The organism is Mesorhizobium sp. WSM4884 (genome assembly GCF_029625675.1).
GTDB lineage: Bacteria > Pseudomonadota > Alphaproteobacteria > Rhizobiales > Rhizobiaceae > Mesorhizobium.
Genome location: NZ_JARTVO010000015.1, coordinates 88130 through 107178 on the forward strand (window position 1 = coordinate 88130; position 19049 = coordinate 107178).

General features: G+C 62.4%; 10 protein-coding genes. 7 read left to right on the plus strand and 3 right to left on the minus strand.

Going from position 1 to position 19049, the window contains the following annotated elements; genetic code table 11:
• The first annotated feature begins 2 nt into the window (after nt 1–2).
• Complete coding sequence (locus tag P9236_RS22145; RefSeq protein WP_278076686.1) at nt 3–980, plus strand: LysR family transcriptional regulator; 978 nt, start codon at nt 3–5, stop codon at nt 978–980.
• Here the strand turns inward: P9236_RS22145 and P9236_RS22150 are convergent.
• Together P9236_RS22150 and P9236_RS22155 are read right to left on the minus strand one after the other, a co-directional pair.
• The gene (locus tag P9236_RS22150; protein WP_278076687.1) at nt 953–10789 is read right to left on the minus strand and encodes a LysM peptidoglycan-binding domain-containing protein; all 9837 of its coding nucleotides are present in this window, start codon (nt 10787–10789) and stop codon (nt 953–955) included. The two genes, P9236_RS22145 and P9236_RS22150, sit on opposite strands and share 28 nt — an antisense overlap.
• Before the next feature lie 77 nt (nt 10790–10866).
• Nucleotides 10867–11709, minus strand: a complete 843-nt coding sequence (locus tag P9236_RS22155; protein WP_278076688.1) for a MurR/RpiR family transcriptional regulator — start codon at nt 11707–11709, stop codon at nt 10867–10869.
• Nucleotides 11710–11934: 225 nt separating this feature from the next.
• Here P9236_RS22155 and P9236_RS22160 point away from each other — a divergent pair, with 225 nt between their 5' ends.
• The 6 genes from P9236_RS22160 (at nt 11935) to P9236_RS22185 (ending at nt 18043) form a co-directional block, all read left to right on the plus strand.
• The gene (locus P9236_RS22160) at nt 11935–12117 is read left to right on the plus strand and encodes a hypothetical protein (protein WP_192251710.1); all 183 of its coding nucleotides are present in this window, start codon (nt 11935–11937) and stop codon (nt 12115–12117) included.
• Between the two features lie 124 nt (nt 12118–12241).
• A complete protein-coding gene (locus P9236_RS22165) occupies nt 12242–13243 on the plus strand; it encodes an EscD/YscD/HrpQ family type III secretion system periplasmic domain-containing protein (RefSeq protein WP_278076689.1) in 1002 nt (333 codons plus the stop codon).
• The gene (locus P9236_RS22170) at nt 13240–13677 is read left to right on the plus strand and encodes a hypothetical protein (RefSeq protein ID WP_278076690.1); all 438 of its coding nucleotides are present in this window, start codon (nt 13240–13242) and stop codon (nt 13675–13677) included. The genes P9236_RS22165 and P9236_RS22170 overlap by 4 nt, the downstream gene beginning before the upstream one ends.
• 331 nt (nt 13678–14008) lie before the next feature.
• Entirely contained in the window at nt 14009–16171 is a 2163-nt protein-coding gene (sctV, locus tag P9236_RS22175; RefSeq protein ID WP_278076691.1) for a type III secretion system export apparatus subunit SctV, read from the plus strand.
• A 48-nt stretch (nt 16172–16219) separates the two neighbouring features.
• Nucleotides 16220–17581 carry a type II and III secretion system protein family protein gene (locus P9236_RS22180; protein WP_278076692.1) on the plus strand — a complete coding sequence of 454 codons (1362 nt, stop codon included), beginning with the start codon at nt 16220–16222 and terminating at the stop codon, nt 17579–17581.
• 12 nt (nt 17582–17593) lie between these two features.
• Nucleotides 17594–18043: a hypothetical protein gene (locus P9236_RS22185; RefSeq protein ID WP_278076693.1), complete on the plus strand. Its 450-nt coding sequence runs from the start codon at nt 17594–17596 to the stop codon at nt 18041–18043.
• Between the two features lie 170 nt (nt 18044–18213).
• On the opposite strand, the gene P9236_RS22190 is transcribed toward P9236_RS22185, so the two are convergent.
• The gene (locus P9236_RS22190) at nt 18214–18996 is read right to left on the minus strand and encodes a tetratricopeptide repeat protein (RefSeq protein ID WP_278076694.1); all 783 of its coding nucleotides are present in this window, start codon (nt 18994–18996) and stop codon (nt 18214–18216) included.
• Between the last annotated feature and the right edge of the window lie 53 nt (nt 18997–19049).

Consider the following 19049-nt stretch of genomic DNA (forward strand, 5'->3'; position numbering starts at 1 on the left):
TCGTGATCCCTTTCAACATCAAGCAGCTCGAAACCTTCCTTCTGGTGGCGACCTTCGGAAGCTTCCGAAAGGCGGCTGAACGGCTGAACACGACACAGCCCGCTGTCTCGACCCGAATCGCCGGTCTGGAAGAAGCGCTTGGCGCCAAGCTGTTCGAGAGGCATCGCAGCACCGTAAGACTGACCGCCGAAGGACAAAGGCTGCTGCCGCCGGCGCAACGCGTCCTGCGCGTGGCCGAACGGCTGCAGTTGATGGCAAGCTCTCTTTCGGAAACGGCAGGGGTGCTGAGACTCGGGATTGCCGAGACCATCGTGCATACATGGCTTCCTGATTTCCTCAAGGAATTGCAGGCGAACTATCCGCTTGTCGATGCCGATATCGTCGTCGACACGACGACGACGCTTCGCAATGAGCTCATGTCCCACCGGCTCGATCTTGCAGTGCTGATGGGCCCTATCGTGGAATACAATATCGAGAACGTGGAGCTGCCATCGTTTCCGCTCGTGTGGGTCTGCTCGCCCGCTTTGAATCTACCCAACCGAGGCAAGCTGACGCTGAACGACCTGATGCAATTCCCAATCATCAGCTATGCGCGCACGACGAGACCCTACAGCGAGCTTTACCGCAAGCTGACGGGCGAGCTTGAAGCAACGCCGCGTATCTTTCCGGCCAATTCGCTGGCCGCTTCCATCAGGATGACGCTGAATGGGATCGGTATCGCCTCCCTCCCCAGGGAAGTCGTCCAGGATCATACCGCCAGCGGCGCCCTGCGCATCGTCGACTGCGAATGGCATCCCTCCGACCTGCGGTTCACCGCCTCCTACTCCTCCGAACCATCGAATCCGACAGCGGAGCGCGCGGCAAAGCTGGCGGGTTGCATCGCACATGCATATGCCGCGCGGATCGGCAAGGGGCAGCCTGCCAAGGACTCTCGAGTCGAGCCTGCGCCGTCTCAGCCGACCGACGCAAGCGGCAGGTAGATGCGGTCGCCGGAGAAGATCATATCCGGCCTCAGAATATGATCCATGTTAAGCACAACCGTATCGGCCACATCGGCCGAATGCGCATTGGCGATCAGGCGAATGCTGTCGCCATTCTTGACCTCGACCCACCGATAGCCGTCTTTCTCCAGCGTCGGATTGGTGCGACCCTCAGAGTTGCTGCTGCCGGCGGGATGAACCTCGACATAGTCCGCTGAAACCCAGCCACTACGCATTTCGCCGTCCGGTCCGAAACCTTCGACGGGTATCCAGGCTTCTCCTGACGGATCGGTCGAAGGTTTCGCGGTCTGCTCGACGAACGTGCCGGGCTGCAGCACCACCACCACGGCGGAATTGCCGTCGGGCTTGCTCCGCAAATTCAGGCCGTCATTCGCCGACACCACGAGTTGCGGGAAGCTTTCGGGCGGGGTTTTCGGCTTACCTGGAACATCCGAATGGTCGTCGGGCTGCTGGGACGAGGAATCGTCATCCGACTTTTTCGGATCGGGTGGAGGGGTCGTCGCCGCGTTCTGCCAAGGCTGCGCCAGCAAGGCGTCCAGTGAGAACAGGAGCATGCCAACGCCAAAGGTGATGCCCAGGGTCCAACGATCCCACGCAGCCCATCTTTTGTCGGACTTTGCGGCCGTCGCGATGTCGACATCGGTTCGCGGCACCGAACGGCGATTCACCCGGTCCGTCCTTATGGCGGACGCCCAGAATTCGGCGCAGCCGAACGTGAACATGGTGCCGGCGACGGTGGCGATCGGCGCCGGCCAGGAGTGCAGCGTATAGACGGCGCAGCCAAGTACGTAGCCGGGTCCAGCCAGATACTCGGCCAGGTTACGGATCACCGGCCTGCCGGTGAAGGACTGCAGCATCGATTTCGTGCCATAGACGACGTTGCCGAGCGAGAAGGTGCTGTTGACGACAAGATCCTTGCCCTGGATCATCCCGGTCGCGGCGCCCGGTGCCGCGGCAATGAATGTGGCTCCGCCGAGCGCATTGAGGAATCGCCCGAACGGCTTATTGCTTGCGGTTGCGTTGGGGAAGATCGCCTGCGTGCCGAAAACGAAGCCTCGCACGCCAAATGCCACCGCTCCGGCCGTTGCGGTCCAGGTTGGCGGCAGCGAACTCCACAATACGTAGGAAGTTGTCGACATGCCGCCAAAGGTGGCGAGCGCCTGAGCGTTCTCGCGCATCCTGGCATGGCGCAACGCCAGATCGACGCTGGTCGCCTGATCCGGCGTCATCGCCTTCTTATGGGTCGCCCGAAAGGTCGTCAGTTGCAGCACGGACAGAGCATTCGTCTGATCCCCGCTCATCCACTCGAACTGCTCGGGCGTGAACTTGCGGAACTGGCCGGGGCTCATTTCCTCGAACTGCTTTGGTGTAACCGCTTCGATCTGCGGCTGGGTCAGCGCTTCGATGTGGTGGATCGTGAAGGCGCCCCATTGATCGCGGGTCAGCGCAGGGATCTGCCTCCCGGTCAGCCACGGCACCTGCCTGGCATCGAACTTCGCCACATCCACCGAGCTTATCATGGTCTCGGGGATCGCCCGGACCTGCCGCTCGACGAGGTTCTTCAGCAATCCGGCCTCGCCCAGATCCTTGAATTGCGGTGACGTGAACTTCGCGACTTGGCTCCCCTTGAACCACGGAACCTGGCGCGCATCCAACTTGGACACGTCGACGAGCCCGACCTTGTCTCCTTTTATCGCCTGCAACTGCGGTTTCGCCAGGAGAGGGGTAAAACCGGCCTTGCCGAAATCACCGAACTGCTGGTCGGTCAGATTGCGGATGTGGCTCTCGGTGAGCCAGGGAACCTGTTTCCCGTCGAGGCCCGCTATGTTGATATAGCCTGTCTTTGCCTTCGGGATACCGCGCAGTTGGCTCTTGGTCAGATAGGGCAGCAAGCCCGCCTGGTCCATGTCGCGGAACTGCTGCTCCGTCAGCTCGGCCACCTGCTCGCGCTTGAGCCATGGAATCTGGTTCGGCTGGAAATCGCCCATGGCGAGATCCGGCACCTGGTCAAGCGGGGTGGCTCTGACGCTATCCCGGGTGAGCGGTCCGTTGCTAGGAGCCGATTGCCCCTTGCCGCGCGAGGCCTGCGGCTGATTGCCCTGTTCCGGCCCGAGGCTTCCCGGCACGTGCTCGTCGGAAGCGCCGCGTATCCAGGGCAATACCACAGCCTCGCCGGTATCGGGGTCATACACCAGAATGTGGGTCTTGTCCTGGAGCTCCGGTGCGTCGGCCGGCGCGCGCGGCCCATCGGAAGGCGGCACATAAACCCGCTCCGGACCGCTCGGCTGGGCTCCGAGTACTGACGCCGTGATCGTGTTGCCGCTTTCGTCTTCGAGCTGAATGGTCCGGTCCGAACTGTTCTTGGCTGTCGCAGATTGCGGTTTCGCAGCGGCCGGCTTGGAGTGTCCGAAGATGTTGCCGACAATCCGGGCATCGTCGAGCGCGCCTTGCAACTCGGCCGAGGGCGGCGCGTCAAGGAACACCCAGCGCGGCTGATAGCCCGGGTTTTCATTGCGCAGGGCCACGTCCTTGTTGATCTGCTCCTGCAGTTTCGGCGTGAGGGGCACCTCGCGCATCTGCGCGACACCGTTGATCGTCGTCCAGCGATGGTAGGTCTTGACCTCGATCGCCTCGATCACATCCTGGCTCTTGAAGACCGGAGCATCGACGTATCGCCCACCCTGGCCAGTAACGGGGTGGGTGCCGTCCGGATTGGCCTCGACCGGGAAATGCACTTCTCCAAGCGACCCGTTGAGTTCGCGCGTATAGATCTCGCCTGCCTTCCATTTTTCGGGCTGCCGCATGTAGCGGACCTGTTGCAGCGAATAGGTGGTCGGCGGCGCCGCCTCGATTGCCTTCCTGGCTGGAGGCGGCTGCGCCGGCTCTCCCTTCGGCGTTCCCTGACTGCCCGGCACATGGTCCTCGGAGGCGCCGCGCACCCACGGCAGGACATATGCCTCTCCCGTCTCCGGGTCCCGGAACAGGATATGCGACTTGTGCATCAACTCCGGTTCGTCGCCACGCGCTTGCGGCCCGTCGGCTGGCGGCACATAGATATTCTTCGCACTCTTTGGCAGTGGTCCGTATCGGGTCGCCGTCACCGATTTCCCGTTCTCGTCCCTTATCTGGATGGGCCCGCTTCGGCGACTGCCGACCTGCGAGGAGAGAAACGTCAGCACCCCGTCGGCAACGTCCTGGCGCATGAAACCGCCGTCGACGATCGACGGGCCGAACTCGGTCTTGAACTGTTCGATCGCGCCAAGCTGATCCGGTCTTGCCGTCTTCTGCAACTCGCTCAGGAACCGGTCCAGGGAGTCTTTGCCGCCCTTTGGAATGCCCGTTGCGGCGCCGTCGCGCGAGGATTCCAGAGCATGAGCGAGCCAGGCCGGGACGGTCAATTGCTCATTCTGCCCGTCGGCGCGATTGAAGGTCAGTGTCGCGGTTTCGTTCTTGGCGATCGAAGGCGCAACCTTTGCCGCCTTGGACTTGTACTGGAACCTCACCTCGGCACTGAAGGCCACTGCGCCCGCCGGCAGAGGAGGCGTGGACACCGAAAGCGTATAGCGCGTTGCCGGTGTCCCGTCGCCACCATAGAGATTGCGATAGATGTTGCCGGCGGTCGGCATATAGCGCGACTGCGGCGAGCCGTCCGAGCCGATACGCGCGGGAAGCCACGACTGTACCGTCGATTTCACCTTGTAGGTAGCCGACGTCACCGTCCGATCAGGATTGAAGCCCAACGCTCCGGGAAGCCCGTTGCGATCGTTGAAGATGACATCGATCAGCATCGCTTCGGGATTGACGACGCGAGCCTTCTCGCCGGTCAGCAAGACTATATCTGCCGTGGGCGCCTTGCCCGGTATGGCCGAGAGCCTGAACCCGCTTAGCGTCGGCTCGTCGACGAGGGAGACCGTATTCGATGGATCGATCTGACCAGATTTGACGAGATCGCGGATCGAGCGGATGCCGTCTCCCTGCCCTATTGCTGCGACGAGCTCTGATGCCTTGGCGGGGTCCTTGACCGCGAACTGGATCTTTAGCGTCGTCGAGCCAAGCGCCGACTGGATCTGGTCGTACACCTGCTTTGAGACGATGTCGCCAGGCTGGAGTGTGTCCTTGACCGGCTGTTCCGGGCGCTTCTCGAAACCGACACGCGGCATCTGGTCAACCGCCGTCACATGGTTGGCCACGATCGGCAGGCGTATGCCGACTTTCGTCTCCGTCATGACACGGTCGAACGGAAGCGCGCCTTGCAACGTGACGTGGCCGGCGCTGTTTTCGGCAGGCACGCCGAAGAAATCATGCTGGCCCGGTGCAAGCGCGGCCTCCTCGCCTTTGAGCGAGGGCGTGTAGGTCATCTCGACCACCGTGCCCTTACCGTCTGGCGTCATCCCGACAATGGCAGCATCCAGAGGAGTGACGCCATACCCGGTCGCATCGCCAAATACCGCCTTGCCGGCCGCCGCCGAAAGATCGCTGCTGCGAACCGGCAAGGCCGTCTGGTTGGAAACCGGCCAGACGCCAGCCTGAAGGGCCGTGATGTTCCTGTATTCGCGGGCCCGGTATGAGACGACGCCCTGAGTGCCGAGCGCGTCCTTGAACGGTGTCAGGCTGCGCTGGCTGACGCTGTCGACGATCGACCACCCGATCATGCCGAAATCGGTCTTGGTACCGACGCCGAAGCCAACGGCAGCAACGGTCGGCGAACCGATCCCGAACGCCTGGCCCGTGTTCAGCCGGGCCCGGAACGTGACGCCGACGCGGAAGTCCGGCAGGGTCTCGCGAAGCGGCGTGCGCGGTATCTGGACCCCGTCCGGGCCGTAGCGTTCAGCCAACTCGCGACGGGAGTAATAGCTCTTCTCCTGTTCATAGCGGCTCACAAGCTGCTCGGCGGTCAAGCCGTCGAGATAGGCGGATGGCGTCTTCGGATCCTTGCCGCTGGTGTAGACGTAGCCGCTGGTGTCGGGTTGCGGCATGCCGGCAAAGCTGCGTGTCTCAGGGTCCCAGACGAAGCGCATGGTCCCGTCCGTCACAGTCGGCTTGTTCGATACGATGATGGGATCGGCATCGGCGGGATTGGTTGGGCTTGTCTCGGTCGAACCATCTGTATCGCGGTCCGAAAGCGTCGTCGGGTCATCGCCGCTGGCGTCACTCGTTTTGATCGCTTCCCCGGGTATCACGGGATGGCTGGGATCGTGGAAGACCTGTTCCCCGGTCGGCCGGTAGACGCCGTCCGCGCCAGCCGCGTAGACATTCATGGGACGTCCGGAGGGTCCAGGTCCAAGCGCCAGCGGCGACTGCGGCGGTCCTTTGCCGCCGGGCGGCAGCTGGCGCTGTCCGCCGCCGCCCGGCGGCGGATTGGCGCCGGGCGCGTTGGCGTCCGCCTGCGTGCCCGTTCCCGGCCGCAGCGTGCGCAGACCGTGGATGCCGAGCCCCGTGCCGGCGATGCCGGTGCCAAGACCGGTAAGCGCGTTGGCAAGCTGGAGACCGTTCATCTGGTCTCCATTGACGGCGAGGTCGTAGGCGGACGTCGCCAGCAATGGTGAGCCGACGACCACTGAGCCGACATCCATCCCCCACGCCGCCTTGTTCAGGCCAGCGCTCGATTGCATGTAGCTGCGGGTTTCGACCGCCAGGGAAGAGCTTGAACGTGTTGCGCCGATGCTGCCGCGGAAGGCCTGCAGGACGCTCATTTCCTTTCCCGCCATTCCAATGGTGCGAAGGCCGCTGGAAGCCATGGGCAGAACCGTGGTTGCCGCACTGGCGATGTTCATCAGTGACTCGGTATCGTCCCACTCGCCGCCATGATCGAGGTGGTTCACCTCGTTTATGACGGCCCTCGTCCCAAGATAGGCCGCGCCCGCATAGGCCAGCGGTGCGGCGACCGGCGCGGCCGGCGTGAACGACAGGATGGTTGCAATGCCGGTCCCGATGCCGACCACCGGATCGACGACCTTGTCCCAGACCGAGACATTGCGCGCTTTCACCACTTCGAGCGCGATCTTGCCGTCGGCGCCCGCCTTGATTTCCAGCCCTTTGGGAACGACGAGCTTGCCGTTCTCGCTAAACTGGCTGTTGTTGTCCTGGAAATCGCCGAGGTCGTCGAACTTCTTGCCGGTCGCGTCGACGTAGCGGGTGTTGCCGTCTCCGTCGCGCACCGCAAACAGCGCCACCTGCTGCGTTCCAACCTGGTCGTCTACATAGAAGATCGGCACGCGACGCACATACGGGTTGTCGCCGCCTATATCGCGGATCTCATCCGTCACATTCTTTATCGCGTCGCGGCCGTCATCGGTCGAACTGTCCAGGCCGAGCGTTTTGGCTACCGTAGTATCCAGATCCTTGCCGCTCTGTTGGTGGAACTCCTTGTCGTAGCCTCTGTCGAGCAGTTGCTGGAACCTCGGCTGATAGATGGCGTCGAGCGTCTGCTGCTCGTGCTTGTCCAGATAGGTTTTGTCGACAGTGGTGTTGTCGTCGGCCAGCAGGGACGGCTCGCTGAGCCGAAGCTCGTGATAGTCGTTGAAGCCCTGCAACTGTCTGCGCAGATCCTGGATTTGACTTATCTGAAGCCTTGTCGTCTCCAGCCTGAGCTTGGCGACCGCCAGTTCGGGATCGACCCAGCGGCCATTGGGGTCGTCATCCTTGGTATCAAGGTCGATCCAGATCGCCTTTCCGCCCTGGGTCAGCGCATCGATCCCATGCTCGTTGTAATTCCGGGCAACGTCCGGCGCCACCTTGATCGTCTGTCCGCCGACATTGATTTCGACCGGCTGCACGCCGTCGGGCAACGTGCCTTCGGGAGCATCGACTGTTCCCGGCTTGTGATGCGTCAGCGCATTGTCGAAATTGGTCTGCAGCGTCGGCAACTTGGCGTTCAGATCGGCGAGGCTGTCGCCGAGCTGCCGGTCCAGGACGTCGTTCAGGCTCTTTGCCGCCTGCTCCTCGCTGGACCTCACCGATTGCAGACCATCTGCCGTGCACATTTTTGCGTTGGAGTCGTAGCCGGCCAGCAGCGCCTGCCAGTCCTTGTTGAGCTGGCGATCGCGATATTCGCCCCTGACATTCTTGTCGTTCAGGCTGTAAGTCAGCTGCTGTTCAGTGGTTCCCTCGTCGAAGTGGTTGACCACCCAGAGCTGGCCGTCACGAATCTCGAGAGTCGAGTTCTTGTAGTGCCCGAGGTAGTCGCCATTGATGCGATTGTACTTCTCGTCAAAATTAAAGTTCTGTTTACCAAGATATTCGTTAGCCAGCTTCTGCTCGAGGTCCGTCTGCCGCGCGTTGACCTGTGCGGCATCGGCATGAGCGTCGAAATAGTTCTGGTAGGCCTGGGCCAGTTCGAGCTGGCTGCCTGCCGTCGTCTGTAGGGCTTTGAGGTCCTTGTATTCCTTGGAGTCCGCGGGGACGCCGGCGAGTTCGGCCTGCCCAACCAGGTAATCGATGGTCAGCTTGTCGCCCTTGCTCAGATGCAGGCCGACCTCGGAAAACAGCTTGTCGACAGCGCTATGGTCGGCGACGCCCTGGTCGTATTTCGGATGAAGGTCGGGAGTGCCCCGCGCTCTGACCGACGGCGCATTCGGATCGCCCAGAGGAGTGAGCTTGCCTAGCCCGGCAATGGCATCCTTGAGGACGCGTCCGGCATTCTCATACTCGCCTCGGGCATCCTGTGCGTTCTGCAGAAGGGTGTTGGCTTTGGTCAGCCGCGCCTGCGCATCGGCAAGGTTGCCCTTAGGTTTCTGCGGCGTCCATTGCAGGCCGTGAGGCGCCAGTGCCTTGTTTATGATGGTTTGCGCGCCGTCGACGGCATCCTTATAGGCAGGATCGAGCAGATCGACGTTGAATTGCTCCTGCCGCTGGCCTGCCAGAGCCCGCGTCTCGGTGATGCGCGATAGTGCGACGTTCTCGTTGACGATAGCCTCTGCGACCTGGGGATCGACCCACCTCCAGACGCCATCTATCTTCATCGGCACCCATTTTCCCCCGGAGGGTGCATTGCCCTGGGGTGGATCGCCAAATGGATCGACAACCCTGTTCTGCCCGTCAAGCTTGGGCTTGGCGGGTGTGCCCAGGTCGTACTTGTCGATCAGGTCCTGTTTGTCCTGTCCGGCCTTTTCCGCGGCATCGATCAGATTGGGCAGGGTCTCCCCTGCCAACAGCCCCTCGACGAAGGTCTTCACGACCTCGCCTTCTTTTGCCACCTTGGGATCGCTGCTGTTGGGGTTCACCGCCAGCAGCGTCCTGGCCAGAGCTTCCCGCGTGCTCCCCGCCTCGATTTTCAGGTCGGTGCCGGTGGTGTTGTTGTGCAGCGTCATGCTGCCATCGGGCTTGGTGGTCAGCGTATAGCCGTTGAATGTGACCTCGACCGTCGTGCGGGTGCCGTTGTCGATGGTAATTTTTTCGCCTGTATGGATTGTGTTCGGGTCGCGCGACGAGCTGAAAAGTTCCGGATTCGTGCGCCTGAGGTCAGCCAGCGTGACGCCATATCGCCGCGCGATCTGGGTCAGGTTGTCGTCCGGCTTGACCTCGTACACGACAGGCTTGCCGCCATTGATCTTCTCGGTGGTGGTCGTGGTCACCCGACCGTCCTTGTCGGTGACCGTCTTGGTTTCGGTTCCGTTGCCATCGACGGACAGCGACGTTTTCTTGTCGTCCGCGGTGGTCGTGACGGTGCGTACGTCGTGCTGATAATCGTAAGAATAGACGGTCTTGTCGCCGCTGCGCGGGTCGACGAGCTCGACCGACTGCGCGTCGCTGCTGCTGTTGGTCGTAACCTTGTAGCCGGCGGCTTGCAGTTCGGCGATTACCTGCTGGCTGGTGAGGTCGTTTTCCTTCGCGATCTGGTCGATGCTTTTTCCGTCCGCAAGACCATTCTTGATGTTCTGCGTGCTGTCGCCACCCGGATCCTGGGAGGGCTTCAGAATGGTTTTGCTGCCGTCTGGACCGGTGACGGTGGTCACGGGAAGCGAAGGTCCGGCGCCCGGCGTCACCGTTTCCACCGACGCACCGTTGGGCAGTGACGTCCGCTCGGTGACGGTGCCGGTGCCGAGATCGTCCTCATAGCGTGTCGTGATGGCGTCGGTATCGGGATTGTAGCTGCTGGTCTCCTTGCGCCCGAGCCCGTCCCGGGTCGGCGAGTTGGTCACCGCGCCGTTGGGCTGTCCCTGGACGCTCGTATAGTAGCTGTCGTGCTGGTAGTCGTAATATTGCGTGACGGTGCGGCCGCCGGCATCCGTGATCTTCGTCGTTTGCACGTCGCCGTTGCCGCTCGTCGGGTCAGTAGTCGACACGGTCATTCCGCCGGATCTGAGCGCGGCGATAACCTGTTCGCGCGTTTTGTGACGGTCAGAGGCAATCTGGTCGATGCTCTTGCCGCCGCTAACGTCGTTGACGATGTTGCGCGCGGTGGCCGCGGCAGCAGGATCATCCTTGGCCGGACTTCCATCGAAGTCCACCAGTGTCACGGGCGTCGACGCGAGATTGCTGTGCACATAGAGGGCCGGCGCCACCGTAGCGCCATTGCCGGGTGTGCCATTGCCGGCGTTCACGACACCTGGCGTCGCCGGAGCCGTTGCCGGGTTCGGCTGAAGCGAGCTCAATTGCGTGTTTACCTGAGCCAGTTCCTGGCGGGCCTGCGCCGCCCAATCGCGCTCGCCCATCCTGTTGGCAAGCCTGATCTGCTCCCGCAGTTCCGCTGCCTGCGCCTCCAGCCGCGCAATCTGTGCCGCGTTTGCCTTGGGATCGACCTTTTGCGACTGGAGCGGCGGCTTGGTGAGCGTTATCGGGCGAACCATCTGGACGACCTCCGGAAATCACTGTCACCGGCAGCCCGGCCGCCGTCACGCCCGCCCCGATCGCAACCCTTCTGCTGTTATCGAGGGGGCTTCCAATAAATGCCGAAAGCAGCAAGCTGCTCTTCCGACTGCTTCGCTCGTTCCGCGGCATCCGTTCCGGACCGCGCCGCCGTCAGCGCAGCCAGGATTTCGACGGCGGCGAACGCCGGCGACATGCTTCGGAAGAATGATTGCGAGTTTGAGGTCACGATGATTGTTTCCCGCGCGATCCGGGTCAGCGGCGAGACACTGCTGTCGGTGATCGCCAGCACGCTGACGCCCTGGCGGGCCACCTGGCGCGCCACTTCTATCGTCATGCGTTCATAGGGCGACATGCCTACAGCAAGAAGCACGTCGCCGCGCCCTGCATGCTGAAGGACGTCCAGACCCTGCCCGACGATCCCGCCAACAAGCATTACCTTGCCGCCAGCCGCAGACGACATGATGTGAACGAAATGGCTCGCAATCGCATAAGCCGAGCCTGAGCCGAGACCGAATAGATTGCGCGCTCCCGCAAGCAGCTCGGTGGCGGCGATGAACTGCATGGCGTTGCCGTACTCGCCGAGACTCGAGATCTGGGCAGCGAGAGAATCAGCCACGACGCCGGCCGTCGAATATCCCGGATCGCCATCCCGTTCGACACCCTGGCGGGCCGGTCCTCCGGCTGTCGTCTCACGCAGCGCGCGCGCATAAAGGCTGCGCATGTCCTCATAGCCCTCGAGGCCGAGCCATCGCGCCAGCCGCATCATCGTGCTGTGCGAAACGCCGGCCTGCTGCGCCTGCTCGCGCATCGACATCAGCGCCACGTCCTTGGGATGATCCAGCACGAAACGCGCCGCCATCCGCAGTTGCGGCGGCATGTTCTCAAACCGTTCGACCAACAGCTCCGCCAAAGGACCTTTTTCCATTCCCGTTACCCCATATAACCCCGTTGGTTAGGCTACTCCGTGAACGCCTGAAACGCAACAGTTGGAACAAACAAGCCTCAAATATTCCAAGTGGACTTTCATTTCCGATCGTCCTGCCCTAAGTTGTTATAGCAAAGTCTCGGGCCGCAGGCCTGGACCCGGGCTTGCAACCTGAATAGTCCGCTCAAGGAGACAATGATGGCTGCCACCCCTCCCATTACGTCCGGCTCTGCAGGGTCGCCGGAACAGAACCTGGACAAGATGATCAAGCAGCAGGAGCGCATGTTCAGCCTGGAGATCACGAAAGAGATCGCGAAATCCCAGCACGACATGCTGATGAGCACCGCCAAGACGCTCGGCGAGTCGGCTGAGAAGGCTTGACGGAGGAGATGCTCGAACCCATGCGCCGCCGCGAGCAATCGGCGGCGCACTTCCACGGCGGAAATTTTCGAACGCCATCGTCCGGCTGCATTTGAAATCCTCATCGGCGGGGAGATGAAGTGGCATGACCGCTAGTCCTATCGGCAGATATCCGGATGCCGCGCCGGCGCGGCGGCTTCGGTCGATGCTCGCCCCGTCGCTGGCGACCGCAAAATCGGTTACACTGAGCGTAACCCACGGGTTTCATGCCGGTGCCGAACTCATTCTGGTCGAGCCCCTTTATACCATCGGCTCCAGCACCGAATCGGACGTTGTCCTCCGGGATGCCGGCATCGCTCCGATCCACGCCAGACTGCGGCGCAAGGGCAGCCAGTTTGAAATCGAAGCCGTCGGCGGCGATGTCGCGCTCGCCACGGGCGAGATCATCCGTCAAGGACAAGGCAGCCGCTGCAGGTTGCCGATCATCTTAGGCATCGGTGATGCCCGTATCCGGCTGGTCAATCCGGAACGCCCCCCGAACCGGTTGTCGATCGGCAACAGACCGGTGCTGGTTGCGGGCAGCGTTCTCTTTGCCGTTTTCGCCGTTTCCGTCGCCGCCAACGGGTTCTCTCTCGCCAAGTCCGACATTCGCGCGCAGACATCTTCTTCCCACGATGGCCAGGTCAAAATGGCTTTTGCCGGCGAGCGAGGCCGGGACGCGCTGGACGATTCATCGCCCGCGCAAATTCAGACTGTCGCCGAAGCGGAAAGCCAGCTCAAACTGCGTCTAGATCGGTCCGGCATAAACACGGTGACGGTGCAGCGATCGCCCGGCCGCCTGGTGGTTTCGGGCATGATCCCGAGTGACAAGAGCCGCGTCTGGACAGAAACGCAATCCTGGTTCGACGAGGCGTTCGGCACTCGTGTCCCCCTGGTGTCCAACGTCATGGTCGGCAACGCACCACAGGCGCCGCGCCTGACGCTGCAGGCGATCTGGTATGGCGAGCGGCCTTACGTCATCGCAGCCGACGGCGCGCGCTATCACGAAGGTGCGTTCACGGATGACGGCTGGACCATCAAGCACATCGGCGAGACGGAACTTCTGCTGACCAAGGGCGGCGCAACGGTCGCGCTGAAATATCCGTGAACCGCCGGCTCGAAGGGCCGCGCCTCGATTCGGCGAGGATGGACACTGCCGGCCGTGACGTCCATCAGGCGGAAGGCGTGCGCAACCAAACCATCAGCCGGCGACGGATGAATGGCGTCGACCAGGTTGCAAAGCGCGCCCAGGGGACGAAAGCGGCTGCCGCAGAGATGCCTGAGACGGCGGAGTTCCAGGCCTCTCGAGAAGCGGCGGGCGAATCGCTGGATGACATCCTGATCAACTTCGTCATGCCCGCCATTCCGGAGCCAGCCATCCTGCGTCGCTCCGTGCCCATTCTCCAGCATTTCATAACGAACCTGGTCCCTGAGCTCGAGGGCGGCGAGCAACTCAAGACGCTCGCCAGAGCATTGATCGAGGGTGAAATCGAGCGTCATCGCGATCTGCTCGGTCGCATGCAGGAAGGAATCGAAATCTGACCGACCCGCATGACACGGTCCATCTGCTGCATGTCCTGGGCTATCTCTACGGATGTCATGGGCAGGCCAAGCGGGGTGCGACGTACCTGCTCATCGCCGCACAGCTGGCGCCGGAAAATGCCGGTCTCCTGAGGACATTAGCGCACCTGCTCATACTTGATGGTGAAGCGGAAAAGGCGCTGGCCACGATTGCCAGGCTGGAGAGCTTGGAAGGAATGGCCCACCCGGCACTTGCATTGCTGAAGAGCCGCGCCCTGCTCGTGGCCGGGCGCAAGACGGAGGCCCACAGTGCCTTGCTGCGCTTCCTGTCGCAACGAGGCGTTGAACAACCATGACCGTATCGGAGCGGCTTCTGCAATTCCTTACCAGGCTGTCGCGCCGCAGCGATCTGGTCATTGCCGTCCTGATGCTCGTCGCCGTGGTGATGATGCTCATCCCGTTGCCGACGTTTCTCGTCGACATTCTCATCACCGCGAATATCGCCATCAGCGTGCTCATCCTGCTGGCTTCGTTCTACGTTTCCCATCCGCTGCAGTTCTCGTCGCTGCCGTCGGTCATCCTCATCGCCACCTTGTTCCGGCTGGCGATCACGATCACGACCACGCGGCTGATCCTGCTGCAGGCCGACGCGGGCGAAATCATTACCGCCTTCGGCACCTTCGTCGTCGGCGGCAGTATTGCGGTCGGCCTCGTCATCTTCCTGATCATCACCGTCGCGCAGTTCATAGTGGTTGCGCGGGGCGCGGAACGCGTCGCCGAAGTGGCCGCGCGCTTCACGCTCGATGCGCTGCCGGGCAAGCAGATGAGCATCGATGCCGAGCTGCGCAACGGCGATATCGATCAGGCGGAAGCACGCCGTCTCCGCCAGCAGCTGGAGCGCGAGAGCCAGCTGTTCGGCGCGATGGACGGCGCCATGAAATTCGTCAAGGGCGACGTCATCGCCGGGATCGTGATCATCCTGGTCAACCTTATCGGCGGCTTCGCCGTCGGCACGCTGCAGCACGACATGTCGCTGGGCGATGCGGCAGCGACCTACTCGCTGCTCACCGTAGGAGACGGGCTGGTGGCGCAGATACCGGCACTGCTCGTCGCAGTCGCCGCCGGCACGATGGTGACGCGCGTCGGCAGCGCGGACGGAACCGGCGACCTTGGCCGGCAGATAACAAGTCAGCTTCTGCGTGACTCGCGTGCGCTTGCTCTCGCAGCGGTAATCATGATTGGCCTCGCCATGGTGCCAGGCTTTCCTTCCATCGTGTTCCTGGTCCTTGGCGCCTGCTTCGGCGCGGGCGCCTATGCCATCAGCCGCCACAATGCCCAGGAATCCGAATCCAACGACATCGGCCAGATCGCGGTCGAGGAACAGCGGGGCAGTTCCGCTTCGCTTTCGGCAATTTCCACGGGAACACTGCCTGCTACTTATCGCGTGATCGTACGCCTCGGCTCTGAACTCGCGGACTCGATCCCGGAGCCTGAATTCAGCGCACTCGCTGACGGCGTTCGCCGCGAACTCTTCGGCGATCTCGGTGTCGATGTTCCGGCCATCGGCTTGCAGGTCGACGAGATGCTCTCACCACGAAGCATCCGCATCGACCTTGAAGGCGCGCCCATCCTGGACGCCGAAATTCCCGCCGCTCGCGTTCTCGTCGAAGCGGATCTAACGCACCTCGATCTGCTGGAGGTGACTTACGAACAAGCTGCTTCGAACGCCGGCCAGCGCAAATTCGTATGGGTCGATGACCGGCACGTCCCGACGCTGCAAGAAGCCGGCTTCGTATTCTCCACGCCCGCAGAAACGGCCGCCAAATGGACTGGAAATGCGCTTCGGCTCTATGCCGGGCATTTTGTCGGCATCCAGGAGACACGCAGGCTGCTGTCGGACATGGAGACGGAATATGCGGATCTGGTCAGGCAGGCTCAGGAGATCGTGCCGCTGCAGAAGATCGCGGAAGTGTTTCGCCGCCTTGTCGGCGAAAACGTGCCGATCCGCAATCTGCGCCTTATCCTCGAATCGTTGATCGAATGGGGCCAACGCGAACAGGACGTCGTCCTGCTGACGGAATATGTCCGCACATCCCTGAAGCGCCAGATCAGCTTCCGTTCCGCCGGCCGCAACAACATCATCGCGGCTTATGTGCTGCAGCGGTCGGCGGAGGATGTTCTGCGCAACGCTGTGCAAAGCACGCCGACCGGGACATACCTGAACCTTTCAGATGATGATGTGCAGGCTCTGGTTGGCGAAGTCGAGCGAGCACTGGCGCACAACTCCAGCGACGTCTCGCCGGTCGTCCTTGCCGCGATGGACGTGCGCCGTCACATGCGCAGCCTGCTGACGCACAATGCGATCGAGCTTTCTGTCCTGTCCTTCCAGGAACTTGCGCAGGAATTCAACGTCCAGCCGCTGGCCACAATCACCGGCCGCAGCGCAAGAGCCGGCGCACGCGCCCAGGCACTGCCGTCGGCTCAAGCGAAAGCCGCGCAAGAGGCAGCCTCATGACGGCAGCCGGACGGATGGGGACATCCAGGGAACCAGGAGAGGAACGGCATGACAATCCACGATACCGCAGCAGGCGTTCGATCCGCCGCTTCCGCCTGGCGGACGGACATGCGCTGGCTCGCTATCGCGACGGTTGGCGTTTTGGTGGCCTTGTTGTTCACGATTGCCGATGCGACTGCGCAGAACGTATCGCCACTGCCCAGCAAGCCAACGCTCGACCTGCCGGTCGGGCAGGGCCGATTGCTGCGGTTCAATGAGCCGGTCGAATCCGTCCTGGTCGCCGACACGACGATCGCAGACCTCCAGGTCGTGTCGCCAAGCATGGTCTATGTCTTCGGCCTCAAACCCGGCCTGACCAATCTCATTGCGGTCACTGCCGACGAACGGATCGAAGCGACGGCTCAATTCCGCGTCACACCCGATGTCACGCCTGCCTCCGAAGCCAAGCATGCGATGCAGCCGAATTCGGCGACAAATCTCCACATTTTCGGAACCCGCATCGTCATCACGGGTGAGGCAAGAGGCGTCGATGAGGCAAAGGATCTGGACAATGTCGCCCGCACATTCTCACCGCCGGAACAGCCGCCGTTGAACAACATGACCGTGCAGGGTTCGCAGCAGGTCAACATCCGGGTCCGCTTCGCCGAAGTCTCGCGCACGGAGCTGCAATCTTATGGCGTCGACTGGTCCGTCGGGTACAAGAGCGGTGGCTTCGAATTCAACATGTTCCAGGACAATGGCGTGCCTTCCGGCGGCGACGGGAATTTCGGTCTGAGCCTCGACCAGGCGCAGGGCCTCAATTTCGACGTCCTCATCGAAGCCCTGCAACGCAACGGCGTCGTCAAGATACTGGCCGAGCCGAACCTGACCGCCGTGACCGGTCAGACGGCGAACTTCCTGGCCGGCGGGGAAATTCCAGTGCCTATCGCGCAAGGATCCGAGGTCACAACCGTTCAATACAAACCTTTCGGCGTATCTCTTGGTTTCACCCCGACGCTCATCGGCCGCAATCGCATCGCGCTCCATGTCCAGCCGGAAGTCAGTTCTCTGTCGGATGCCGGCTCCGTCACCGCCAACGGATTTGCCATGCCGAGCTTCGTGGTGCGAAGAGCGGACACGACGGTGGAAGTGGCGAGCGGCCAGACCTTTGCGATCGCGGGCCTTTTCCAGCAGCGGACCTCGCGCAACCTGGAAAAATTTCCAGTGCTCGGCGATGTGCCCGTGCTTGGCCCGCTCTTTCAATCGCAACGCTTCCAGCACGAAGAAACCGAACTGGTCATCCTGATCACGCCGTATCTGGTGGCGCCGGTGCGGGACAGTCTCGCCACGCCACTCGATCGCCCGGCTGCCAAGCGGGTCAGTCGCAAGCACGCCAAGGACGCCTCGGCGACCGGTCTGATCGTAAAATAGCGGGAGACGACCATGACATTGCGCACCGCTTTCTGCTTCGTGCTTCCCGCGCTTTTTCTTGCCGGCTGCGTGAACAGCCCGCAACAGCGGCAGGAGTATTCGCCCGGCTACAGCTATGTCTCGACCGATTCCGGCGGCTCCGAGAAAGGCGTCAACGGCTCGATCCTAGCTCCCAATGCATGTCTGGCGGAACCGGCCGACGACGACAACCCCGCCGCCAAGACCGACCTGACTATCGTCTCCGGCGTCGGCTCCCATCTGCCGGCCGGCTGCGCCAATGCCTACGATCTTCAGCGCATGGCTGAAAGCCAGCGCGACCTCATCGAGGGCCGCCGCATGGGGCCGGCGGCCGCCGCTCCGACGGCGCGCGCGGCCCGTCGCTATCTCGATGGCGAGGAGGCTCCGATCGGCGGCGCCAACAGCCCGCCGGCAGCGCCGCAAACGACGCTTCCGGTCGAATGAGCCGGCGCGATCGTCGCTCATTCCGAGCGGTTCAGCGGTTCATAGAATCGCTGAACCGCTCCAGCTATTTGTTCTTACGCAATTCCGAACGGAAAACCGTTACACACTTTTCCCGGAATTGCCCTAGCACCTGTTTGCGCGGCGGGCTTTGCATAAGAGCACCTCAGGCGCTAGCCGAGGATGGAGCCGAGCGCCTTGGCTTTGGCCTGCGTGCTGCCCTTCGACCGGATGGTTCTGGCACGCGCGAGCAAAGTGGCCACCTCCTTGGTCGTCAGTCCGATAGGCGGCGAAGCCTTGACCTGATCCGCCTGGCCGAGAAGCCCATAGACCATCACAACATTGCGCTTGTGGTGCAATTGCGCGCTGGGTGCTGCGGCAACCTTCTGGACCAGCGGCAGTGCGGTGGCGGAGTTGTCCTCGAGGGCTGCCGCCAATGCCATGTTGGTTTCGACGTCCAAATCGCCGGGCGCAAGTTTCAACGCCCGGGCGAAGGTCGCCTGCGCTTCAGCAGTCTGCCCGGCAAATGTCTGCGCCACGCCCAATCGGTTGTAGGCGGCGCTGCTATTGACCAAAGGCGCGGCCTGTGCGAGCGCGCGCATGCCGGCCTCGATATCACCGGCCTCAATCATCGCCGAGCCAAGCCCGAGCATCGCTTCGCTGTCGTTGGGCGCTTTTGCGAGCGCGGCCTGGTAAGCTTTGGCGGCATCGGCCGGATATCCCGCCCGCATATAGGCGTCGCCCGCCTTGACGAACGCGCCCGGCTTGGCGTCCGGCATCGCTGCCGCACGCTGGTAGAGCGCTATCGCGGTATCACTTTCGCCGCGCGCATCGATATCGTCGGCAAGCTTAATCAGTCGATCCGACTGCGAGGCCGGGGCTTGGTCCTTCGCGCTGACCGAGCCGGTTTTGGCCGTCTGGCAGCCGGACAGCGCCAGCGCGATGACGACAGGCAAGAATACGATATGCAACCGCATATCCACCTCTCCGTATTCAAGCCCGCCCTCAC

What these genes read in the sequence shown, in the direction of transcription:
- P9236_RS22165 (WP_278076689.1), top strand. Translation starts at nt 12,242, where the DNA reads ATGACCGCTAGTCCTATCGGCAGATATCCGGATGCCGCGCCGGCGCGG.
- P9236_RS22185 (WP_278076693.1), top strand. Translation starts at nt 17,594, where the DNA reads ATGACATTGCGCACCGCTTTCTGCTTCGTGCTTCCCGCGCTTTTTCTT.
- P9236_RS22150 (WP_278076687.1), bottom strand. Translation starts at nt 10,789, where the DNA reads ATGGTTCGCCCGATAACGCTCACCAAGCCGCCGCTCCAGTCGCAAAAG.
- sctV (WP_278076691.1), top strand. Translation starts at nt 14,009, where the DNA reads ATGACCGTATCGGAGCGGCTTCTGCAATTCCTTACCAGGCTGTCGCGC.
- P9236_RS22160 (WP_192251710.1), top strand. Translation starts at nt 11,935, where the DNA reads ATGGCTGCCACCCCTCCCATTACGTCCGGCTCTGCAGGGTCGCCGGAA.
- P9236_RS22180 (WP_278076692.1), top strand. Translation starts at nt 16,220, where the DNA reads ATGACAATCCACGATACCGCAGCAGGCGTTCGATCCGCCGCTTCCGCC.